This is a genomic window from Streptomyces sp. NPDC006552 (assembly GCF_040611655.1).
Lineage (GTDB): Bacteria > Actinomycetota > Actinomycetes > Streptomycetales > Streptomycetaceae > Streptomyces.
Map to the genome: position 1 here is coordinate 45,494 of NZ_JBEXOS010000034.1, position 20,560 is coordinate 66,053.

Genomic DNA, 20,560 nt, shown 5'->3' on the forward strand with positions numbered 1-20,560 from the left:
CGCGTTCACCCCGGTGAGCGCCCGTCCCGCGGCGCCCTGGCAACGGGCCGTGCGCCGCGCGGGCCCCGTGCTCCCCGTCCTGCTGGTGATCGGCATGCTGGCGCTGCCGCTCGGGCCGGGCGCCGAGGGCGACAGCGGGGGGCTGACACCGGCCGACGCGCTCTCCGGCCTCCTGGTGCTCTACTGCGCGGTGCGGGCCGTGCGCGGCGGGCAGCGTCCCCTGACCCGCACCGCGTACCTCGTGCTCGGGCTGCCCGTGCTGGCCTTCGCGGTGGCCGCCCTCGGCGCGGACTCGGCCTCCCACACCCTCCAGGGGCTGGCGCGGTACTACCAGATCTTCGTGCTCGTCCCGGCCGCCGTCCTGCTGCTGGTCCGCGACCGCGGCGACTTCCGCCTCGTCGGCTGGGCCCTGGTCGGACTCGGGCTCTGGCAGGGCGCGATCGGCGTCTACCAGTACCTGACCGGCACCGGTGCCTCGTACGCGGGGGAGGACATCCGGGCCGTCGGCACGTTCGGCGCGACGGACGTGATGGGCATGTCCACGGTGGTCGCCTACGGGCTGCTCTGCGCCGTGGCCCTCGCGCTCGGCGGCGGCGCGGTGCGGGTCCGGCTCACCGCGCTGGCCTGCGCGCTCGCCCTCCTGGTGCCGCTGGCGCTCTCCTTCAGCCGCGGCGCGTGGATCGCCACGGCCGTCGCCTGCGTCCTGCAGATCGTGCTCGCCGGGCTGCGGCGCGCGGCGCGGCTCTTCGCCGTGGGGGCCGCCGCGGCGGTCGTCCTCGTCGGCGGCTTCGGGGTCGGGACCTCGATGCTCCAGGAACGGCTGAGCAGCATCACGCAGGTCACGGCCACGCCGGACCAGTCGGTGACCGACCGGTACACCATGTGGGCCGCGGCCGTCGGCATGTGGCAGGAGCATCCGGTGACCGGGGTCGGGCTGAAGAACTTCCCCGCCTACCGTGACAGCCACGCCTCCATCGCGCTCTCCGCCGGCAGCGACGTGGCGGGCGCGGGGGCCGCCTTCCGCCGGCAGCCGCTGCTGTCGCCGCACAACATGTACCTCCTGGTCCTCAGCGAGCAGGGGCTGCTCGGCCTCTGCGCGATCGTGGGGAGCTGGGCGGCGCTCCTGGTGTGCGGGGTGCGGCGGCTCGCTGCGGCCCACCGGCGCGCCCGCGGCCTCGACTGCGCGCTCCTCGCGTGCGGGCTGCTCACCTGGCAGCTGATCGACTTCGCGTACGCGGACATCGGCGGCCCCTCCACGGTGCTGACCGCCGTCGTGTTCGGGCTGGCCGCCTGGTGGGCCCTGGCACCGGCCGCGACCGGCGCCGGCGAAACGGCGGCCGGGCGATGAAACCCACCCTTCCGGTCGGCGGCGAGGAGACCGGGCGCTCTCCCGCCATGCCGGCCCAGCAGACCACCGAGCCGCCCGTCGCCGACAAGGGCCAGGACCCGCACGGCAGTTCCGGCACCTTCCTCGCCCGCGCCGCCCTGCTCACCGCCCTGCTCTCCGCCGCGGGCTCGCTGCTCGGGCTCGGCCGGGACCAGGCACTCGCGCACCTGTTCGGAGCGGGCAGTGAGACGGACGCCTTCCTCGTCGCGTGGACCGTGCCCGAGGTGGCCACGACGCTGCTGATCGAGGACGGGCTCGCCTTCATGCTCGTCCCCGCCTTCAGCGCCGCGATCGCCGCGCGCGCGGCCGCGCCGGTCCTCGGCCAGGACCCGGTGCGCGCCCTGGTGGCGGCCTCGCTGCCCCGGCTGACCCTGGCGTTCCTGGTCTCCGCCGTGCTCCTGGTGATCGGCGCGCCCCAGCTCGTCGAGGTGCTCGCCCCGGGCCTGCCCGATCCCCGGCTCGCCGTCGACTGCACGCGGCTGACGGCGACCTGCCTGCTGACCTTCGGCCTCACCGGGTACTGCAGCGCCGCGCTGCGCGCCCACAGCAGCTATCTCGCCCCGGCCGCCATCTACGTCGCGTACAACACGGGCATCATCGTCACGCTGCTGCTCCTGGCCGACCGCTGGGGGGTGCGCGCCGCCGCCGCGGGCGTGGCCGCGGGCGGCTGCCTGATGGTGCTCGTCCAGGCGCCGGTACTGCACCGGCGGCTGCGCGGCGCGGGCCCGAAGGCCCCCGGCGGCCGGGCCGGGAACGTGAAGGCGTCGAAGCGGCAGGCCATGGACCTGGCGCTCATCGCGACCGTGCTGCTCTTCGCGCTCTGCCGCCAGTCGCAGGTCTTCATCGAGCGGTTCCTCGCCTCCTCCCTGCCGTCCGGCGCGATCTCGCACCTGAACTACGCGCAGAAGGTGGCGCAGCTGCCGATGGTGCTCTCCCTGATGCTGTGCACCGTCACCTTCCCGGTCGTGGCCAAGGCGCTGGCCCGCGGCGACACCGAGCGGGCGCGGCAGCGGGTGGAGCGCGACATCGCCCTGGCCGCCTGCATCGTCCTGTTCGGTGCGGCCGTCGTCTTCGCCTGCGCGCCCGACATCATCCAGCTCCTCTTCCAGCGCGGCGCCTTCACCTCCGCGGACACCGCCGCGACCGCGGACATCATGCGCGTCTACTCGCTGGGCCTCCTCGGCCACTGCCTGGTCGGCGCGCTGGTCCGCTCGTACTTCTCCGCCGGGCGCCCGACCTGGTACCCGGTGGGCGCGATGGCCGCCGGGATGCTGCTCACGGCCGGTGCGGGCACCTGGGCCGTCCCCGTCTGGGGCGTCGGGGGCATCGCCGCCGCCAACGCCCTCGGCATCACCTTCACGGCCGTCCTGCTGCTGACCGCGATGGACCGGCGCAGCGTCCCCGTACGGCTACCCGCGGTGCTGCTCGAACTCGGCAAGACGCTGCTCGCGGCGGTGGCCGCCGCGGGCGCGGGCCTGCTGTGCGCGGCCGGCCCCGGGCACCCGCTGGCCGCGCTCGCCGCCGGCTCCCTCGCCATCGCGGCCGTCTTCCTTCTCCTCCTGTGGGCCCTCAACGTCCAGGCGTTCCTGCCGGCCGTCCGCATCGCGACCAGAAAGCTTCGCAATGTCAGCTGAAACAGCGCTCCAGGAACCACCCCTGACCCGGCCGAGAGACCGGCTGCCCGGCCGCTCCCCGTGGGTGGCGATGTACCACTCCGTGGACGACTGCCCCGACGACCCCTACAACGTCACGGTCACCCCCGACCGGCTGCGCCAGCAGCTGCACTGGCTGCGCTCGCGCGGCCTGCGCGGCGTCAGCGTGGCCGAACTCCTCGACGCGCGCAGCTGCGGCGCCGGCCGCGGCCTGGTCGCCCTCACCTTCGACGACGGCTACGGCGACTTCGTCGAGAACGCGCTGCCGCTGCTGCGCCACTACGACTGCTCCGCCACCGTCTTCGTGCTGCCCGGCCGGCTCGGCGGCGAGAACGGCTGGGACGCCGAGGGCCCGCGCAAGCCGCTGCTGAGCGCGCAGGGCATCAGGGCGGCGGCCGCGGCCGGCATCGAGATCGGCTCGCACGGGCTGATGCACGTCGACCTCACCCGCGTGGGCGAGGAAGAGCGCCGCGCCGAGATCCGGCACAGCAAGGCGCGCCTCGAAGAACTCACCGGCCACGAGGTGCACGGCTTCTGCTACCCGTACGGGGCGATCGACGCCGCGACGGTCGACGCCGTGCGCGGCGCCGGCTACCGGTACGGCTGCGCCATCTCGCCCGGCCCGCTGACCAGCGTGCACGCCCTGCCGCGGCTCTACGTCGGCCAGCGGGACACCCCCTGGCGGCTCGAACTCAAGCGCCGGGTCCACCGGGTGCGCCGGCGCGCCTGGCACCTCGGGGAGGACGCGCGGTGAAGGCCCTCCACGTCATCACCGGCCTGGGCGCGGGCGGCGCGGAACAGCAGCTGCGGCTGCTCCTGCGCCACCTGCCGGCCGGGCACGACGTCGTGACCCTGACCAACCCGGGCCAGGTCGCGGGCGGGCTGGTCGCCGACGGCGTCCGCGTCGCCCACCTCGGCATGGCGGGCAACCGCGACGGCCGCGCCCTGCCCCGCCTGGTGCGGCTGATCCGGGCCGGCCGGTACGACGTGGTCCACACCCACCTGTACCGGGCCTGCCTGTACGGGCGGACCGCGGCGCGCCTGGCCGGGGTGCGGGCCGTCGTCGCGACGGAACACTCCCTGGGCGACGCGCAGATCGAGGGACGACCCCTCACCCGCGGCGTCCGCGCGCTCTACCTCGCGGGCGAGCGGCTCGGCCGGGCGACCATCGCCGTCTCCCCGGCGGTGGCCGAGCGGCTGCACGGCTGGGGCGTGGCCCCGCACCGCGTCCACGTCGTCCCGAACGGGGTCGACGTCGACCGCTTCACCTTCGACGCGCGGGCCAGGACCCGGGCCCGCGCCGCCCTGGGCCTGCCCGCCGACGCGTTCGTCGTCGGCGGGGTCGGCCGCCTGGTCCCCGGCAAGCGGTTCGACGTCCTGGTCGCGGCCCTGCGCGACCTCCCGGACGACGTACGGCTGCTGCTCGTCGGCACCGGCCCGCAGGAGGACGCGCTGCGGCAGGCGGCGCGCGACGCCCAGGTCCTGGACCGCGTCGTCCTCGCCGGAGAGCGCCCGCACACCGCCGCCGGCCCGGACGCGGTCGACCTGCCCGCGCTGCTGTCGGCGATGGACGTGCTCGCCTCGCCCTCGCTCGACGAGGCGTTCGGCCTTGCCGTGGTGGAGGCGCTCGCCAGCGGCCTGCCCGTCCTCCATGTGACCTGCCCGGCCGTCGACGACCTGCCCACGGGCCTGGCCGCCGGCGCCGTCCGTGTCCCGTGCGCGCCCGCCTCGTTCGCCCGGGAGATCCGCACGCTCCGCGGCCGGCGGGCCGGGAGCCGGCCGCCGTCACCGGCCGCCCACCACTACAGCATCGCCCGCAGCGCCGAGGCACACCTCGAGGTGTACGCGTCGGCCATGGGCGCCTCTACCCCAGGAGTGAGTACGCGATGACCGAAGCCGCCCAGGAGAGGGCCACCTCCCGCCCACTCGGCGCCCGCGTCGACGCCCGCACGAGGAGAGTGCCGCGCTGGTGGCCCCTGCCCGCGGGCATCCTGCTCGGCGCCCTCGCCGGCGGTGTCTACGGCGGGGTCAGCGCGCCGCAGTACACGGCGACCAGTTACGTGATCGCCGTCCCCGCCAAGGGCTCCGACCCGATGTCCGCGACGGGCTTCGCGCAGGCCTACAGCAAGGTGGCCACCCAGGTCGCGGTGTTGAGCGACGCCCAGGTCGCGGCGGGCGTGCCGGTGCGGACGCTGCGGGCGGACGTCCGCGCCGAGACGTCGCCGGACGCGCCCATGGTCGCGATCTCGGCCTCCTCGGACCGGCCCGCCACCGCGACGGCGATGGCCGACGCCGTGGCGCGCGCGCTGACCACCAACGCCCAGCACGCCAAGAAGGACACCCACGTCGAACTCCTGCGCTTCACCCGGGCGGTGCAGCCGACCGAGCCCTCCTCGCCCTCGGCCGCGCTGACCACCCTGGTCGGCGCCTGCGCGGGCGGGCTCCTCGGCGGCCTCGCCCTGCTGTTGCGGCCGCGCCGGGAGGCCGGGGGCTCGACGCCGACCGTGCCCGCACCGGCCGCGGGCGACCGGGACGGCGCCTGATGCGGGGGAGCGGAGCCGGCCCGGCCGTCACGCTCTGCACGGACAGCGCCGAGTTCGGGGCGCTGCGCGAGGAGTGGAACCGCCTGCACCGCTCCTGCGCGACCGCGACCCCGTTCCAGAGCCACGCCTGGCTGCACTCCTGGTGGCTCTCCTACGGGCGGCCCGGCCGGCTGCGCGTCGTGCTGGTGCGCCACGAGGGCCGGCTGGTGGCCGCGGCCCCGCTCATGCTGCGGCCGCGTCCCTTCCCCACGCTGACGCCGCTCGGCACGGCCATCTCCGACTTCAGCGACGTCCTGGTCGAGGACGGCCCGGACGGCCCCGCGGGGTACGCCGTCGCCGCCCTCGGCGCCGGTCTGTGGCGGCTGGCCGGGAGCGCGGTGATCGACTTCCGGGAGGTGCGGCCGGGCAGCACGGTGGAGTCCCTGTACGCCCGCTGGCCGGGGCCGAGCCGCCGGCTCGACGACTCCCCGTGCCTCGAACTGCCCGCGCTGCCGATGGACGACCTGGTGCAGCGGCTGCCGCGGCCGCGGGCGCAGCGGGCCCGGGCCAAGCTGCGCAAGCTGGACGCGGCGGGCATCGAGCGCCGCGTCGTCCCCACCGCCGAGGTCGGTCCCTCGGTCCGCCGCCTGCTGGAGCTGCACCAACTCCAGTGGCAGGAACGCAAGGTGACGACGGAGCACGTCCGGCCGCGCTTCGCGGAGCATCTGACCCGTTCGGTCACCGCGATGGCGCAGACCGGCGACGCCGTCGTCACGGAGTTCACCCTGGAGGGCTCGGTGGTCGCCGCCGACCTGACCTTCCTGTCGCCGAGGCTGGCGGGCGGTTACCTCTACGGCGCCCATCCGCGGCTGCGGGAGCGCAAGATCGACGTGGCGACCATGCTGCTGCGCTCGTGCGCCCAGCACCTGCAGAGCGGGCCGCGCGACGGCGTACTGAGCCTGCTGCGCGGCACCGAGCCCTACAAGCTGCACTGGCGCCCCGAACGCCGCGTCAACCAGCGGTTCCTGCTGGCGCGCCGCGGCACCGCCGTGCTGCTCGGCGCGCTCCTCGCCGATGTGCGGGCCCGGTCCCTGGCGAAGCGGGCGCGGCGGGCCTGGAAGGAGCGAAGTGGCGGCCCGGCCTAGAGACCGGACCGCCACCACCGCACCGTACGGCCGTGCCGCGTCAGGAGCGCTGCCCCCAGCGGCCCAGCCGCAGACAGACCCTGCCGCCGATCCACCGCTCCACCCACGTGCCCAGTCGGACCGGGACACACGAAGGGGGCGCGGCGGGCGTGGCCGGGGCGGTGGGCGCGACGGGCGGGGTGGGTGCGACCGGTGGGGTGGGCGCGGTCGGCTTGTCCCGGCCGGTCAGCGCGGCGCGGTAGACCTTGGAGGCCTGCGGGTTCCTGGCGCACTGCCACACTCCGTGCGGGCAGTAGTCCGTCAGGGTGTTGTAGAGCGCCTTGTGGTCGTCCATCCAGGCGAGCATCCGCCGCATGTACTCGGGGTTGTCGCCGTTGCGGAACAGCCCCCACTCCGGGTAGGAGACCGGCTTGCCGTGCTTCTTGGCGAAGTCGACCTGCCGTTCCAGGCCGTAGGGCTCGGAGATCTGCTGGTCGAAGGAGAGCCCCGCCGGCTGGTCGTAGGCGTCCATGCCGATGATGTCCACCACGCTGTCGCCGGGGTAGCACCGGGTCCAGGGCACGGCGTCGCGGCCGCGGCTGGGCGCGAAGTCGAAGCGGAACTTCTGGCCGGGCACGGCCCGCATCGCCGTGACGATCCGCGTCCAGTACCTGCGCCAGGACCCGGGGTCGGGTCCGCAGCGGTGCGTGTAGGTGACGCCGTTCATCTCCCAGCCGAGCACGATCACGGTGTCCGGCACCTTCAGGGTGACCAGATGTTCGGCGAGGGTGCGGAAGTGCTGGTCGAACTCGCCCGCCGCGCCGCGCTGGAGCAGCGCCCGCACGCCGCCGTCGGACACGCCCGCCTCATTGCGTTCGAGCATCGGCACGTTCAGTACGAAGAGCCGGTCATCGCGTTCGCGGCGCCACTTGGCCCAACTGTCGAGGAACTCCGGGGAGCCCTCGATGTTGCTCCACCTGTCACCGGGAAGATAGGTGTGCCCCACGCGTAGATCGGCTCCGCCGAGCCACTGCGACAACTGCGTCATCCGCGTCACACCGCGCGGCCCGTAATCCAGGTAGGCACCGAACGCCGGGAACCCGGTCGGTCCGGGCGCCGGGGTCACACCTGTCTGCGGGGCGGACGGTGTGCCGGACGGCGTGGGCGTCGGCGACGGTGAAAGCGACGGCGATGGTGAAGGCGACGGCATCAGCGTCGGTGACGGCGTCAGTGACGGCATCGGTGTCGGTGTCGGCGTCGGTTCGGGGGAGGGTACGTCGGACGTGATCCGTGCACCGCGTGGAGTCGTCGCGTCCGCCCGGTCGATGGTGATCGGACCTCCCGCGACCACCGCCGCGATCAGGGCGCCCGTCACGATCAGCGCAAGGCGTCTGCGTCTCGGCCGTAGGTGTTTTGTCACCATTACGTCTCCTCGTCCTGGGATCGCACCTTCCTGACAGACAGTCATATGAACGCTCTCGGCGCCATTCGTGGGACGGCCGATGGCGGCCCGGCATCACCCTCACGGATGAGTTCCCCGTATCAGTTCCCCGCACCCGTTCCCTGAAAGGACGTCAGATGCTCGACCCCTGTGTCCCGGTCGTGCTGCTACGGATCGACCCCAACCCCTTTCACCACGGGACGCTGGGGGCGGCCCGTTCCCTGGGACGCTGCGGTGCGGAGGTCCACGTGGCGGCCGGCGGGTCCGGTGGCCCGGTGCCCCGTTCGCGGTTCATCACCCAGGTCCACCCCGCCCCGCGCCCGGGCGCGTCCCTGGACGAGGTCGTCGCCGTCCTGCGCCGGGTGGCCGCCCGCGTCGCCCGGCCCGCGGTGCTGATCCCCATGGACGACGCCGGGGCCATCGCGGTGAGCCGGCTGCGCGCGACGCTGTCCGAGCTGTTCCTGCTGCCCGAACAGCCCGCACATCTCGCCGAGTACGTCGCCGACAAGGCGGAGCTGCCCGAACTCTGCCGGTCCGCGGGGATCGCCCACCCGCGCACGGTCCTGCCCCGCGACGAACCGCACGCGGCCGCCGCGGTCCGCGACCTCGGCCTGCCGGTCGTGGCCAAGTGGAGCCGGCCCTGGCTCCTGCCCCCGGGCTCGGGCCTGCGCAGCACCACGCTGGTCGGCTCACCCGAAGAAGCGAGCAGCCTGCACCGGCGCGGCCGCGGCACCGGCAGCCGGCTGCTGCTCCAGGAGTACGTGGCCGCGGGCCCGGGAAGCGACTGGTTCGTCCACGGCTACGCCGACCGGCACGGAACGCTGCACGGCGGCGGCACCGGCACCAAACAGCACGCCTGGCCGCGCGGGGCCGGCCTGACCGCGGTCGGCCGCTGGGATCCCGCGCCCGAACTGTCCGCCACGGTCGGACGCCTTGTCGACGCCCTGGGCTACCGGGGCATCTTCGACATCGACTTCCGTGTGGACGCCGCGACCGGCACACCCTGCCTGCTGGACTTCAACCCCCGCCCCGGCGCGCAGTTCCGCCTCTTCGCCGACGGTGGCGGCCTGGACGTCGTACGGGCCCAGTACCTCGACCTGACGCACCAGCCGCTGCCCGCGGCGCGCCCGCTGCCCGGGCGCACCTTCGTCGTGGAGAACTACGCGCCGCTGTCCGCGCTCCGGACCCTCGCGGCCCGCCGGGGCGCGCCGCCCCCCGAGTTCGCCTGGCACGCCCAGGACGACCCCGCGCCCGCGCGGGCCATGGCCGCCGCGTGGTCCCGGCACGCGGCGCACCGGCTGCTGCGCCGGCCCCGCCCCGCGCCCGGCGCGCCAGGCGCCGCGCCGGGCGGCCCGACCGTACCCGCGGCTGCCGTCCGGATCACGACGGCTGAACGAAAGGCGAGCTGCTGATGCACGACCTGTTGGTGGTGGGGGCCGGCCCCTACGGCCTGTCCATTGCCGCCCACGCCCAGGCCCGCGGACTCGACGCGCGCGTCTTCGGCCGCCCGATGCAGTCCTGGCGCGACCACATGCCCCGCGGCATGTTCCTCAAGTCGGAGCCCTGGGCCTCCAACCTCTCCGCGCCGGGCGACCGGTTCCGCCTCGACCAGTACTGCGCCCGGATCGGCGTCGCCGCCGAGCACGGCCGGCCGATCCCCGTCGAGACGTTCGCCTCCTACGGCCTGTGGTTCGCGCGGCAGGCGCTCTCGCCGGTGGACGAGCGGATGGTCGAGGACATCGACGCGGTGCCCGGGGGGTTCGCCGTACGGACCGAGGACGGCGAGGTCCTGCGCGGCCGCGCGGTGGCCCTGGCCAACGGACTGCTGCCCTACCAGCACCTCCCCGAGGCCCTGCGCGGGCTGACGGAGGATCACGTGTCGCACAGCAGCCGGCACAGCGATCTCGGCCGGTTCCGCGGCGCGGACGTCACCGTCGTCGGCGCGGGACAGGCGGCGCTGGAGATCGCGGCGCTCCTCGCCGAACAGCGCACCCGGGTACGGATCGTCGCCCGCGCCCGGCGGCTGGAGTGGAACACCGTCCCGCCGCCCTGGGTACGCCCCTGGCACCAGAGCCTGCGGGCCCCGCACAGCGGCCTGGGCTGCGGCTGGCGCAACTGGTTCTACGCCGAGAAGCCGGGCGCCTTCCGGCGGCTGCCGGAGCGGACCCGGGCCGCCATCGCCGCGTCCGCGCTCGGCCCGGCGGGAGCCTGGTGGGTGCGGGAGCGGGTGGACAGGAGCGCCATCGACATCCGCCTCGGGCGCGCCATCGTGGCGGCGCGCCCGGTCTCCGGCCGCCTCCACGTCCGTACGGCCGGCGCCGCCGGGGGTGTCGAGGAGTTCGGGACCGACCACGTCATCGCCGCGACGGGGTTCCAGGCGACGCGGGACCGGATGACCGTACTGGCGCCCGGGGTGCGGCACATGCTCGCCCAGCGGGCCGAGGACACCCCGTGGGTGGGGCGCGGCTTCGCGTCGGCCTGCCCGGGGCTCTTCCTGGCCGGGCTGGTGACGACGCCGGACTACGGCCCGGCCATGCGCTTCGTCCACGGCGCGTCCTACACCGCGCCCGCCCTCGTCGACGGGGTCGAGCGGTACCTGTCCCGGCAGCCGCGGCGGGGCGGCTCCGTGATCCCGGTGGGCCGGCGGCACGCCCCGGCCCCCGTGGCGGCGACGTCCGACACCTGAGGCGGCAGGCGGGCCGGGAACCCGTTGGGGTGACATGGCTGGCAAACGGGTGAACCGGTCTGTCGTGACCGGCGCTCGGGTGGTGCACTGACGCATGTCATGAGAATGGCCGCGCTGTCTCCCTCCCAGCCGTCGGCTTCATGCCGTTGGTAGACAGCCGTTGTACGCGCCGTCCTCTGTGGGCCGGGAAGAGCGTTGGTAGCTCTTCCCGGCCCGGCTTTTTCTCCGGTCCCGGCCTCGCGGCCCGGCACTCAGCGCCGCGCCGTGGCGGACCTGCGGTAGAGGATCCCGCCGCCGAGCAGCAGTCCCGCTCCGGCGGTCGCGGCCGCGAGGACCGTCCCGTCGATCCCCGTCGTGGCGAGCTGCGCCCGCGCCACCGGCGCCTGGGCGCCGGCCGCTGCCTTCTTCGCGGGCACGGTGTGCCGGAAGCCGGCCTCCTCGACCTGGCTGTCACTGCCGGGCAGGGCACGGTCGGAGGGCGGGGCCTGCTCCTCGGGCCGCGCCGGGGGGTGCTCGTCCGGGCGGGAGGGCTCCGCCGTCGCGTCGCCGTGCTCCCCACAGGAGTTGCCGAAGGCCGGGTTGCCCACGCCCACCACGTCGACGGTGTTGCCGCACACGTTCAGGTCGAGGTCGACGGGGGCCTGCACCGAGTTGCCCGACAGTACGCCGGCGGAGCCCGTCGTCGCCGAGGTGCTGCTGCTCGCGGAGTGCGGCGCGCGCGGGGTGGAGGGGTGCTCGGGCGCGCTGTCCCCGTACCCGCCCGGTCCGTCCCCGCCGTCCCCGTATCCGCTGTCGCCGTACCCGCTCGCCGCGCGCGGCCGCCCGCTGTCCGGGGACGCGACGGCGGAGGCGTGGTGCGCGGCGCAGTGGTCACCGGTGGCGGGGTTCAGGGCGCCCACGGCGTCGACGGAGTTGCCGCAGACGTTGACGGGGACCGACAGCGGAGCCTCGACCGAGTTGCCCGACAGCACACCGGGCGAACCGCCGGTCTGCTCCTGGCTCCCCGCCATGCCGGCCGCGCCGGCCCCGGGCACGGACAGGAAGCCCGTCGCCGCCGCGGCTGCCACTACGCCGATTCTCAGTGCCTGCCTCATGCGTTTCCTTTTCCGCTACAAAGTCGAAGCCGACCCCGGAGCCCGAAGGCGCCGGGGTCGGCTGGTAGACAACTGCGCTGCCCGCGTCAGTCGTTGGCGCAGGTGTTGCCGAAGGCGGGGTTCAGCAGGCCGATGACGTCGACGGTGTTGCCGCAGAGGTTGACCGGGATGTGGACCGGGACCTGCACGTTGTTGCCGGAGATCACGCCCGGCGAACCGACGGCCGCACCCTGGGCACCGGAGTCGGCGAACGCCGGGGCGGCCATGCCGAACGCCATGACAGCGCCGGCCACGATCGTGACGCTCTTCTTCACAGACATGTTTTCTCCTTTTACCGAGGAAGTTATTCAAGGGGCCCGGACGGGACGGCGATCGCCGGTTCCGCGCGGGCACTCCGCACTGCAAACGAGCCGACACCGGCCGAGGAAACTGTGCCGACCGGGCGATGGAACGGACGCCCGATAAAAAGCCCGGACCGCCCGCAGTCGAAGGATGCGGACGGCCCGGGCCCTGGTGCGCGGAGGCTGGATCAGCCGTTCTGCGTACCGTTGGCCGAGAGGATCGGGATGTCGTCCAGGACGTGCGACAGCGGCTCGTCGCCCTTGGCCTGCGTCGAGTTCTCGACACACTGCTGGTTCTGCGGCGCCGACAGGATCGGGATGTCCTGAACGCCGACGTTGACCAGACCCACGATGTTCTGGATGTTGGCCTTGACCGGCAGACCGACACAGGGCTTGTTCAGCGAACCCTGGACCAGGCTGAGCTGCGGGCTCATGTCGCCGTCGGTCGAGGAGTTGCCGAATGCCTGCTGGGCGCCGTTGCCGCTGGCGGAGGTGGTGCCGCTGTCGTCACCGATGGCCAGCGCCGTGGGCGCGGCCGCGGCGGAGATACCGACGACGGAGACGGCGACTGCTGCTGCAGTCATTGCCTTCTTGAGCATTATTTCTGTTCCTTTTCTGACAGGCACCGGTTACTGCGAAAGGAACAACTCTCGGGGCGCGCGATGGTTCCGCAGGTTCACCCGTTGTGCCGAGAGTCCTATTATCTGCACGGCGTGCAGTTCCCCATCCGAGTGAAATGGGGCAACCAAACCGCCCGCGGGGAGTTGGTACGGGTGCTCTCGGAAACAACTAAAGGGGAACCTCACATGATGAAGAAGGCTGTGGCGGCTGCCGCCGTCACCGCGTCCCTCGTCGGCATCTCCGCCGCGGCCGCTCCCCAGGCGCTCGCGAGCGGTGACGACAGCCCGACGACCTCGTTCAGCGGCAACGGCTCCCAGCAGGCGTTCGGCAACTCGGCCACCTACGGCAACATGAGCCCGCAGATGGCGCTCATCCAGGGTTCGCTGAACAAGCCCTGCATCGGCCTGCCGGCCAAGGCCAACATCCAGAACATCGTGGGCCTGGTCAACGTCGGCATTCAGGACATCCCGATCCTGTCGGCGCCGCAGAACCAGCAGTGTGTCGAGAACTCGACGCAGGCCAAGGGCGACGAGCCGCTGTCGCACATCCTGGACGACATCCCGGTTCTCTCTTCCAACGGCACCGGTAACAACTGATCCGTATGCCGTACGCGTTGGGCCGCCGGAATCGGCGGCCCAACTGCGTTTTGGGTGTGCGGGCATAGCCCTCAGGTATTACGCCGAATGGGTCAGCCTCCGCAACCGACGCACCCCAGACCAGTTGTCTAACCGTAGCTCCGCGACCGGAGTTCGGACATGAAGGGAATTCACATGAAGAAGCTGTGGGCAGCCGCAACGATCGCCGCTTCCATCGTCAGCCTGTCGGCGGCGGCCGCTCCCCAGGCTCTGGCCAACGGTGACGAGGACGGCACCACCTCCGCCAGCGGCAACGGCGCTCAGGAGGCGTTCGGCAACTCCTCCGTCAACGGGAACCAGAGCCCGCAGCTCACCCTGGTCCAGGGTTCGCTGAACAAGCTCTGTGTCGGTCTGCCGGCCAAGGCGAACGTCCAGAACATCGTGGGTCTGGTCAACGTCGGCGTCCAGGACATCCCGGTCCTGTCGGCGCCGCAGAACCAGCAGTGCGCGGAGAACTCGACGCAGGCCAAGAAGGACGAGCCGCTGTCGCACGTCCTGGACGACATCTCGGCGCTCTCCTCCAACGGCACGGGGAACAGCTGACACACGTGAGGGGCAGCTGCCGAGCGCAGCTGCCCCTTTTGTATGCCCGGATGCGCTCCGGGCGGCCGTCACGCCCCGATCAGGCCGGTGACCGGCGCCACCAGGTCCGTCAGCTGGTGCAGCTCGCTCAGCTTGTTCAGCTGGTTGAGGCCCTGGAGCTGCTCGGCGGTGCGGGGCACCTCGTCGCGGTGCGCGGCCGGGACGGCCATGGTGGAGACCGCGTCGAGCGTCGCGGTGGGGGAGATCATGTTGCCCGCGGTGTTGGGCATCGTGTCGGCCTGCACGGCCGGGGCCGCGATCGCGGTGGCGCCGACAGCGAGCAGGACAGCGGTGAGGGCTCGTCGAGTTGAGGTCATGTCTCCCTAACGGCGGACACGACGGACCGGACACGGGAGGGCCACGACCCTGACCCGACAGGTCTACAGGGCGGCCGACCGTACGAGCGGGCGCCGCCGCGGGAGCCGATTGGCTTTCATCGTCCCTGATGGCGTAGTGTTGCATTCATCGACGCGGGGTGGAGCAGCTCGGTAGCTCGCTGGGCTCATAACCCAGAGGTCGCAGGTTCAAATCCTGTCCCCGCTACTGAAGGCCGAGGCCGGAATCTTTCGAGATTCCGGCCTCGGCCTGTTTGCGCGTCCTGACCCGGACGGAGCAGCAGCGCTCGCCCCCGGCCCGCGGCCCGGGAACCCTTGGACCGACGCCGTAATCCGGGCGCGGACGTGGCAGGAGACGAGTGGTGGGGCAGCAAGGAGGCCGGCACGGACGCGCGACGGACGCCGTCGGTACGCGTGCCTTCCTGCGGGTGCTGCCCTTGTTGCTGATCGCCGGCGGCGCGGTCTACGAGTACTGCACGCCGTCCGGGTTCGCCGGCTCGCCCCTGTTCAGCGCCGCTCCGCTGGTCGTCGCCCCGTTCTTCTCGCTGGGCAGCACGATCACGGCCGGGGCCGTCTCGATCGCCGCCATCGTCACCGTCCACCTGCGCTACACCGCCTTCCACGCGGGCGTCTACACCGAGATCGCCACCGTGGCCACGGTCTGCGTCCTGGCCTGCTTCATCAACCGGATCAAGCGCCGCAGCGACGAGCAGCTGGCGTCGGCGCGGCAGATCGCGGAGGCCGCGCAGTTGGCGGTGTTACCGGAGCCGGCCGGGCGGATCGGGGGCCTGGCCATCGCGGCGCGGTACGAGGCGGCGCAGGCCGACGCCTTCATCGGCGGCGATCTGTACGCGGTGCAGGACACGCCGCACGGGGTGCGGATAGTCGTGGGGGACGTACGGGGCAAGGGCATGGGCGCGGTCGCCGCCGTAGCCGTGGTCATCGGGGCCTTCCGGGAGGCCGCGGAGCAGGAGGAGAGCCTGGAGGCGGTCGCCCAGCGGCTGGAGCGGGCGCTGGCGCGGGAGGGGTCACGGCGGCGCGGCATCGACGACTTCGAGGGGTTCACCACCGCCGTGCTCGCCGAGATCCCGCACGGCGGCCGGCTCCTGCGCGTCCTCAACCGCGGCCACCCCGAGCCGGTCGTGCTGCTCGGCGACGGCACGGTCCGGATGGTCACACCGGCGGAGTCGGCGCTGCCGCTCGGCCTGGGCGAGCTGGGCTCCTGGCCGGACCGGGCGACCGAGGCGGAGTTCCCGGCCGGGGCGACGCTCCTGCTCTACACCGACGGGCTCTCCGAGGCGCGGGACGCGCGGGGCGTCTTCTACGACCCGGCGGCCCGGCTCGCGGGCCGGATCTTCCCGGGGCCCGAGGAGCTGCTCGCGGAGCTGGCCGAAGAAGTACGCCGGCACACCGGGGGCGGCGCCACCGACGACATGGCGCTGCTCGCCGTGCGCCGGTCCTGATCACCGTCACGAGGGGTGATCGAACGGCGTCCCTGCGCATAACGATTGACACTCCGTCAGAAATTGATGTGTTTAGCGCAGGCCAAAACCGTCGAGCAACTCGCCCGTTTCCTGCCGGTATTGAGCTATAAGTCCAGGCCAAAGACGTGAACGATCAGTGGGAACAGCTTGGAATTACTATCGGCTGTCTATTAACGTTCGATAACGCAGCGCGGTCGTCCCAGCCGTCACAAGCGACGGCTCCGTGCGCACACGCTTAATCCCGTAAGGGAGCCGGGGAACCACCAACTTGGGGTGAATCAGGCACCGTTCCGTCGCTTTTCGGGCGCCGGACCGTGCTCGTAGGAGACCTTCCTGCTCCGAACCCGTCAGCTAACCCGGTAGGCGAGAAGGAAGGAAAGGAGAGCGCCCCCGTGGCGTCGAACCGTCCTGCCCCCGAGTTCTCCGGGTACTCCGCCCGCCCCGCCGACGGCGAGGCCGGTGTCGAGCAGGAGAGCTGGGAGGAGTGGAATCCCACCGAGGAGTCCGTCCGTCCCGTCCGCGGCAGGCACCGCGTGGCCCGTCAGCGCGGTGGGCTCGCGCGCAGCTCCACGGTCCTGGGCGTCGGCGTGATCGCCGCCGTCGGCGCGGGCGGCATCGCCACCGCGCAGGGCGGCAAGCCCGCCGTCCGGATCTCCATGCCCGACCTCTCCGCGGTCAAGGACTCGCTCCCCGCGGCGAAGTCGCTGCCGGGCGTGGGCGCGCTCATGTCCGACAGCGCCGACTCCCCGTCCGGTGCCTCCGCCGCCCCCCTCACCACGATGGGCACCGGCCGGGCGGGTGCGGGCGAGGCGCTGCGGGCCCGGATCATGCAGCAGGCCGAGACGCAGCAGGACGCCGCCGACGCCACCGCGCAGGCCGCGGCCGAGCAGGCCGCCGCACAGCGGGCCGCCGACGAGGCCGCCGCCAAGCAGCAGAAGGCGGAGGCCAAGGCCGCCGCCGACAAGAAGAAGGCCCGGGAGGAGGCCGAGAAGAAGGCCGAGGCCGAGCGGCTCGCCAAGCTGGCCAAGAGCTTCCGGCTCCCCATCGCCTCGTACACGCTCACCGGCACCTTCGGGCAGCCCGGATCGATGTGGTCCTCCGGTTACCACACGGGCCTGGACTTCGCGGCCTCCACCGGTACACCGATCTACGCCGTCCACGGCGGCACCGTCACCGAGGCCGGCTGGGCGGGCGCGTACGGCTACCGCACGATCATCACCCTCGACGACGGCACCGAACTGTGGTTCTGCCACCAGTCGTCGATGAACGTCAGCGTCGGTCAGCACGTCGCCACCGGCGACGTCATCGGCCGCGTCGGCGCCACCGGCAACGTCACGGGCGCCCACCTCCACCTGGAGGTCCACCCCGGCGGGGACGCCACCGGCATCGACCCCGCGGCCTGGCTGCGCGGCAAGGGCCTGACGCCCTGACCCGCCGGCGCCCCCGGCGGGACCGCGCGTTCCGCGGGGGCGTTCAATCGGGGCATGACTACTTCTCCCCTGCGCCCGCTCGGCTCCTCGGACCTGGAGGTCTTTCCGCTCGCCCTCGGCGGGAACGTGTTCGGGTGGACCGCCGACGAGGCCACCTCCTTCGCGGTGCTCGACGCCTACACCGCCCAGGGCGGCAACTTCATCGACACGGCGGACTCGTACTCGGCCTGGGTCAAGGGCAACCACGGCGGTGAGTCGGAGACGATCATCGGTAAGTGGCTCGCCGCCCGCGGCCGGCGCGACGACGTCGTCATCGCCACCAAGGTCGCCCGCCACCCCGACTACAAGGGCCTGCGCGCCGAGAACATCCGGGCCGCGGCCGACGCCTCCCTCACGCGCCTCGGCACCGATCACATCGACCTCTACTACACGCACTTCGACGACGACGAGACGATCCCCGTCGAGGAGATCATCGGCGCGCTCGACGGGCTGGTGCGGGCAGGCAAGGTCCGCGCCATCGCCGCCTCGAACATCTCGCCCGAGCGGCTCCAGGAGTCCCTGGACCTCTCCGACCGCGAGGGCCTCGCCCGCTACGTCGCCCTCCAACCGCACTACAACCTCGTCTCGCGCGACACCTACGAAGGCGCCCGGCGGGAGATCGCCTCGCGCGCCGGGCTCGCCGCCGTTCCGTACTACGCGCTCGCCGCGGGTTTCCTGACCGGCAAGTACCGGCCGGGCGTCGCCGTCGACAGCCCGCGTGCGGCCGGTGCGGGCAAGCACCTGGCGACCGAGCGCGGCCAGAAGGTGCTGACCGCGCTCGACGAGGTCGCCCAGGCCCACGATGCCGAGATCGCCACGGTCGCCCTGGCCTGGCTCGCCGCCCAGCCCACCGTCGCCGCGCCGCTCGCGTCCGCGCGCACGGTGGAACAGCTGCCGGCGCTGCTCGCCGTGGCCGGCCTGGAGCTGACGGACGCGGAGCTGGCCCGCCTCACGGACGCCTCGGCCTGAGCGCTCTCTGGGGCGGTACGGGCTCTCAGGGGCGGTAGGGGTGGTACGCGGGGGCGCCGGGCGGCGGCCCCGCGTACACCGGGGGCCGCCACAGGGGGGCCGCGATCCCGGCGGCGTAGGCGAGGGCGGGGCGGGCGTACCCGCGCCGCTGCCACAGCCCGTCGAGCAGCTCCCGCTCCCGCACGACGAAGTCGGCGCCGGCCCGGCCCGCGCGGCCGCGGTGCCGGAGCAGGGCGAGCGAGGTCGCGAGGGCCTCGTACTCGGTGACCGCCCGCTCGGCCGGCCGGCCGCCGTAGTGCGCGGCGTACTCGCGGGCGAGGCGGCGGGCCTTGAGGGAGCCGAGGGCGAAGGGCTCGGGCGGGGCGAGCCATCCGGCGGCGACGTACGCGGCCAGCTCCGCTCTGACCGTGCGCAGTTCGCGGTGGCGCAGGTACACGGCGAGCCAGGTCAGCAGGGCGAAGACCGGGACCATGAAGGCCGCGTAGACGGCGAAGAAGCCGTACTCGCCGAAGGACGACGAGCTGTTCCAGAACGCGTGCACGCCCATCGCGGCGACCAGTCCGGCCAGCGGCAGCAGCACCCGGCGGGCGCGGGCGCGGTCGGGCGCGGCGACCGCGGCGAGGCCGAAACCGATGCCGGTGAGCACGGTGAAGAGGGGATGCGCGAACGGTGACATCACGATCCGCACGAAGAAGGTGGCCGCCGTCACCGAGGTGAGGCCGGGGCCGGTGCCGGTCAGCTGGTCGGTGCCGAAGGCGTTGCCGAGGTAGAGGATGTTCTCGGTGAAGGCGAAGCCGGTGGCGGTGACCCCGGCGATCACCACGCCGTCGACGACGCCGGTGAAGTCGCGGCGGCGGAAGAGGAAGACCAGCAGCACGGCCGCGGCTTTCGCCGACTCCTCGACGACGGGGGCTATGACGGTGGCGCCGAGGGTGTCGGCGCCGGCCGGGTCGGCGGTGGCGGTCTCGATCCACCGCGTCGCGAAACTGTTCGTGACGATCGCTATCAGGGCCGCCGCGCAGGCGCCCCAGGCGAAGGAGAAGAGCAGGTTCCGCCAGGGCCCGGGCTGCACCCGGTCCAGCCAGCGGAACGCGGATATCAGCAGCGGCACCGGCACCACCGCGAGGCCCAGCCCGACCAGGAACCCCTCGGTGCCGGTCTGCTCCCGCACCAGCGCGAGGATGACGGCGCCGGACAGCGCGAGGAGCGTGGCGAGCGCCGTGACCCGGGTGCCCCTCCGCTCCCACCAGCGCGGATGCGGGACCTCGCCGACCGGTCCCGAGCCGGTGGCGGGGCCCTGAGAAGGCGGGCAGCCGGGGTACGAAGCCACTCATTGACCCTAACGAGGGATGCGCGGCGCCGCGACGGGGCCCGGGGACCTGGACCGGCCCCGGCCGCGACCTGCTACCGGCGCCGGAACAGCAGGTCGTGCACCACATGCCCCTTGTCCAGGCCCTGACCCTCGAAACGGGTCAGCGGGCGGAACTGCGGCCGTGGTGCGTATCCGCCGCCCGGCACGGTGTTCTCGTAGTCGGGGTGGGCCGTGAGCACCGCCAGCATCTGCTCGGCGTACTCCTCCCAGTCCGTCGCGCAGTGCACCAGCGCGCCGGGCTTGAGCGGCCCGGCCACCTGGGAGAGGAACTCCGGCTGGATCAGCCGCCGTTTGTGGTGGCGCGCCTTCGGCCAGGGGTCGGGGAAGTAGACGCGCAGCCCGTCGAGGCTGTTCTCGGGGAGCATCGCGCGCAGCAGGATGATGGCGTCGCCGTTGGCCACCCGTACGTTCGTCATGCCGCCCCGGTCGGCGAGGTTCAGCAGATTTCCCTGGCCGGGGGTGTGGACGTCCACCGCGAGGATGCCGGTCGCCGGGTCGTCCGCCGCCATCTGCGCGGTGGCCTCGCCCATGCCGAAGCCGATCTCCAGGACGACCCGGTCCAGGCCGGGGAAGAGTTCGGCGAGGTCCAGGACGCGCTGCCCGTCGATGTCCAGGCCCCACCGCGGCCACAGCCGCTGGAGGGCCTCGGCCTGCGAGGCGGTGACCCGGCTGCGGCGGGGCTGGAAGCTGCGGATGCGCCGCTCGAAGTGCGAGCCGGCCGGGTCGGGCCGGGGCCCGTCGGGGAAGCGTGGCTCGTTCGGGCGCTCGGGCGGGGCGGGGTGCTTACGGGATGCGGACTCAGACACAGTAGGGAGATTTTACGGGTCCCCGGTGCCCCGCCGCTCC

At 73.4% G+C, this 20,560-nt stretch carries 20 protein-coding genes, 1 tRNA gene and 1 riboswitch; of the genes, 14 read left to right on the forward strand and 7 right to left on the reverse strand.

Annotation, left to right across the window (positions count from 1 at the left end):
* Window positions 1-13: 13 nt before the first annotated feature.
* Genes ABZY33_RS20495 through ABZY33_RS20520 form a run of 6 tightly spaced genes read left to right on the forward strand, consistent with a single transcriptional unit; the run spans window position 14 to window position 6,706 of the window.
* Window positions 14-1,348 (forward strand): O-antigen ligase family protein, encoded by a 1,335-nt coding sequence (locus ABZY33_RS20495; RefSeq protein WP_356493054.1) that lies wholly within the window; start codon window positions 14-16, stop codon window positions 1,346-1,348.
* Window positions 1,345-3,021 (forward strand): lipid II flippase MurJ, encoded by a 1,677-nt coding sequence (locus ABZY33_RS20500; protein ID WP_356493026.1) that lies wholly within the window; start codon window positions 1,345-1,347, stop codon window positions 3,019-3,021. The genes ABZY33_RS20495 and ABZY33_RS20500 overlap by 4 nt, the downstream gene beginning before the upstream one ends.
* Entirely contained in the window at window positions 3,011-3,793 is a 783-nt protein-coding gene (locus tag ABZY33_RS20505; protein ID WP_356493027.1) for a polysaccharide deacetylase family protein, read from the forward strand. The genes ABZY33_RS20500 and ABZY33_RS20505 overlap by 11 nt, the downstream gene beginning before the upstream one ends.
* Window positions 3,790-4,929 (forward strand): glycosyltransferase, encoded by a 1,140-nt coding sequence (locus tag ABZY33_RS20510; protein ID WP_356493028.1) that lies wholly within the window; start codon window positions 3,790-3,792, stop codon window positions 4,927-4,929. The genes ABZY33_RS20505 and ABZY33_RS20510 overlap by 4 nt, the downstream gene beginning before the upstream one ends.
* A complete protein-coding gene (locus ABZY33_RS20515; protein ID WP_356493029.1) occupies window positions 4,926-5,582 on the forward strand; it encodes a lipopolysaccharide biosynthesis protein in 657 nt (218 codons plus the stop codon). The genes ABZY33_RS20510 and ABZY33_RS20515 overlap by 4 nt, the downstream gene beginning before the upstream one ends.
* A complete protein-coding gene (locus tag ABZY33_RS20520; protein WP_356493030.1) occupies window positions 5,582-6,706 on the forward strand; it encodes a GNAT family N-acetyltransferase in 1,125 nt (374 codons plus the stop codon). Before ABZY33_RS20515 ends, ABZY33_RS20520 begins: the two co-directional genes overlap by 1 nt.
* Before the next feature lie 40 nt (window positions 6,707-6,746).
* Here ABZY33_RS20520 and ABZY33_RS20525 read toward each other — a convergent pair whose 3' ends face one another.
* Window positions 6,747-8,108: a glycosyl hydrolase gene (locus ABZY33_RS20525; protein ID WP_356493031.1), complete on the reverse strand. Its 1,362-nt coding sequence runs from the start codon at window positions 8,106-8,108 to the stop codon at window positions 6,747-6,749.
* A 155-nt stretch (window positions 8,109-8,263) separates the two neighbouring features.
* Between ABZY33_RS20525 and ABZY33_RS20530 the strand changes: the two genes are divergently transcribed.
* Window positions 8,264-9,538 (forward strand): ATP-grasp domain-containing protein, encoded by a 1,275-nt coding sequence (locus ABZY33_RS20530; RefSeq protein WP_356493032.1) that lies wholly within the window; start codon window positions 8,264-8,266, stop codon window positions 9,536-9,538.
* On the forward strand, window positions 9,538-10,812 hold the full coding sequence (locus ABZY33_RS20535) for an NAD(P)-binding domain-containing protein (RefSeq protein WP_356493033.1): 1,275 nt from the start codon (window positions 9,538-9,540) through the stop codon (window positions 10,810-10,812). Before ABZY33_RS20530 ends, ABZY33_RS20535 begins: the two co-directional genes overlap by 1 nt.
* 251 nt (window positions 10,813-11,063) lie before the next feature.
* Here ABZY33_RS20535 and ABZY33_RS20540 read toward each other — a convergent pair whose 3' ends face one another.
* The 3 genes from ABZY33_RS20540 to ABZY33_RS20550 form a co-directional block, all read right to left on the reverse strand.
* The gene (locus ABZY33_RS20540) at window positions 11,064-11,906 is read right to left on the reverse strand and encodes a chaplin (RefSeq protein ID WP_356493034.1); all 843 of its coding nucleotides are present in this window, start codon (window positions 11,904-11,906) and stop codon (window positions 11,064-11,066) included.
* Window positions 11,907-11,992: 86 nt separating this feature from the next.
* On the reverse strand, window positions 11,993-12,184 hold the full coding sequence (locus tag ABZY33_RS20545; protein ID WP_356493055.1) for a chaplin: 192 nt from the start codon (window positions 12,182-12,184) through the stop codon (window positions 11,993-11,995).
* A gap of 251 nt (window positions 12,185-12,435) precedes the next feature.
* Window positions 12,436-12,846 (reverse strand): rodlin, encoded by a 411-nt coding sequence (locus ABZY33_RS20550; protein ID WP_356493035.1) that lies wholly within the window; start codon window positions 12,844-12,846, stop codon window positions 12,436-12,438.
* A gap of 207 nt (window positions 12,847-13,053) precedes the next feature.
* Here ABZY33_RS20550 and ABZY33_RS20555 point away from each other — a divergent pair, with 207 nt between their 5' ends.
* A complete protein-coding gene (locus ABZY33_RS20555) occupies window positions 13,054-13,464 on the forward strand; it encodes a rodlin (RefSeq protein WP_356493036.1) in 411 nt (136 codons plus the stop codon).
* A gap of 174 nt (window positions 13,465-13,638) precedes the next feature.
* Window positions 13,639-14,046: a rodlin gene (locus tag ABZY33_RS20560; RefSeq protein ID WP_356493056.1), complete on the forward strand. Its 408-nt coding sequence runs from the start codon at window positions 13,639-13,641 to the stop codon at window positions 14,044-14,046.
* Between the two features lie 68 nt (window positions 14,047-14,114).
* On the opposite strand, the gene ABZY33_RS20565 is transcribed toward ABZY33_RS20560, so the two are convergent.
* The gene (locus ABZY33_RS20565) at window positions 14,115-14,402 is read right to left on the reverse strand and encodes a hypothetical protein (protein ID WP_356493037.1); all 288 of its coding nucleotides are present in this window, start codon (window positions 14,400-14,402) and stop codon (window positions 14,115-14,117) included.
* Between the two features lie 152 nt (window positions 14,403-14,554).
* On the opposite strand from ABZY33_RS20565, the gene ABZY33_RS20570 reads away from it, so the two are divergent.
* The 4 genes from ABZY33_RS20570 to ABZY33_RS20585 all read left to right on the forward strand — a co-directional run bounded on the left by ABZY33_RS20570 (window position 14,555) and on the right by ABZY33_RS20585 (window position 18,342).
* Window positions 14,555-14,628 (forward strand) — tRNA-Met (locus ABZY33_RS20570).
* Window positions 14,629-14,782: 154 nt separating this feature from the next.
* On the forward strand, window positions 14,783-15,883 hold the full coding sequence (locus tag ABZY33_RS20575) for a PP2C family protein-serine/threonine phosphatase (RefSeq protein WP_356493038.1): 1,101 nt from the start codon (window positions 14,783-14,785) through the stop codon (window positions 15,881-15,883).
* Window positions 15,884-16,126: 243 nt separating this feature from the next.
* A riboswitch (cyclic di-AMP (ydaO/yuaA leader) is annotated at window positions 16,127-16,285 on the forward strand.
* Window positions 16,286-16,296: 11 nt separating this feature from the next.
* The gene (locus ABZY33_RS20580) at window positions 16,297-17,334 is read left to right on the forward strand and encodes a M23 family metallopeptidase (RefSeq protein WP_356493039.1); all 1,038 of its coding nucleotides are present in this window, start codon (window positions 16,297-16,299) and stop codon (window positions 17,332-17,334) included.
* A gap of 54 nt (window positions 17,335-17,388) precedes the next feature.
* On the forward strand, window positions 17,389-18,342 hold the full coding sequence (locus ABZY33_RS20585) for an aldo/keto reductase (protein ID WP_356493040.1): 954 nt from the start codon (window positions 17,389-17,391) through the stop codon (window positions 18,340-18,342).
* A 25-nt stretch (window positions 18,343-18,367) separates the two neighbouring features.
* On the opposite strand, the gene ABZY33_RS20590 is transcribed toward ABZY33_RS20585, so the two are convergent.
* Together ABZY33_RS20590 and trmB are read right to left on the reverse strand one after the other, a co-directional pair.
* A complete protein-coding gene (locus ABZY33_RS20590; RefSeq protein ID WP_356493041.1) occupies window positions 18,368-19,672 on the reverse strand; it encodes a PrsW family intramembrane metalloprotease in 1,305 nt (434 codons plus the stop codon).
* Window positions 19,673-19,746: 74 nt separating this feature from the next.
* Window positions 19,747-20,520, reverse strand: coding sequence for a tRNA (guanosine(46)-N7)-methyltransferase TrmB (gene trmB / locus ABZY33_RS20595; RefSeq protein ID WP_356493042.1), 774 nt, complete (start codon window positions 20,518-20,520; stop codon window positions 19,747-19,749).
* Window positions 20,521-20,560 lie beyond the last annotated feature (40 nt).

What these genes read in the sequence shown, in the direction of transcription:
- ABZY33_RS20500 (WP_356493026.1), top strand. Translation starts at nt 1,345, where the DNA reads ATGAAACCCACCCTTCCGGTCGGCGGCGAGGAGACCGGGCGCTCTCCC.
- ABZY33_RS20505 (WP_356493027.1), top strand. Translation starts at nt 3,011, where the DNA reads ATGTCAGCTGAAACAGCGCTCCAGGAACCACCCCTGACCCGGCCGAGA.
- ABZY33_RS20515 (WP_356493029.1), top strand. Translation starts at nt 4,926, where the DNA reads ATGACCGAAGCCGCCCAGGAGAGGGCCACCTCCCGCCCACTCGGCGCC.
- ABZY33_RS20520 (WP_356493030.1), top strand. Translation starts at nt 5,582, where the DNA reads ATGCGGGGGAGCGGAGCCGGCCCGGCCGTCACGCTCTGCACGGACAGC.
- ABZY33_RS20525 (WP_356493031.1), bottom strand. Translation starts at nt 8,108, where the DNA reads ATGGTGACAAAACACCTACGGCCGAGACGCAGACGCCTTGCGCTGATC.
- ABZY33_RS20530 (WP_356493032.1), top strand. Translation starts at nt 8,264, where the DNA reads ATGCTCGACCCCTGTGTCCCGGTCGTGCTGCTACGGATCGACCCCAAC.
- ABZY33_RS20535 (WP_356493033.1), top strand. Translation starts at nt 9,538, where the DNA reads ATGCACGACCTGTTGGTGGTGGGGGCCGGCCCCTACGGCCTGTCCATT.
- ABZY33_RS20540 (WP_356493034.1), bottom strand. Translation starts at nt 11,906, where the DNA reads ATGAGGCAGGCACTGAGAATCGGCGTAGTGGCAGCCGCGGCGGCGACG.
- ABZY33_RS20545 (WP_356493055.1), bottom strand. Translation starts at nt 12,184, where the DNA reads ATGGCGTTCGGCATGGCCGCCCCGGCGTTCGCCGACTCCGGTGCCCAG.
- ABZY33_RS20550 (WP_356493035.1), bottom strand. Translation starts at nt 12,846, where the DNA reads ATGCTCAAGAAGGCAATGACTGCAGCAGCAGTCGCCGTCTCCGTCGTC.
- ABZY33_RS20555 (WP_356493036.1), top strand. Translation starts at nt 13,054, where the DNA reads ATGATGAAGAAGGCTGTGGCGGCTGCCGCCGTCACCGCGTCCCTCGTC.
- ABZY33_RS20560 (WP_356493056.1), top strand. Translation starts at nt 13,639, where the DNA reads ATGAAGAAGCTGTGGGCAGCCGCAACGATCGCCGCTTCCATCGTCAGC.
- ABZY33_RS20565 (WP_356493037.1), bottom strand. Translation starts at nt 14,402, where the DNA reads ATGACCTCAACTCGACGAGCCCTCACCGCTGTCCTGCTCGCTGTCGGC.
- ABZY33_RS20585 (WP_356493040.1), top strand. Translation starts at nt 17,389, where the DNA reads ATGACTACTTCTCCCCTGCGCCCGCTCGGCTCCTCGGACCTGGAGGTC.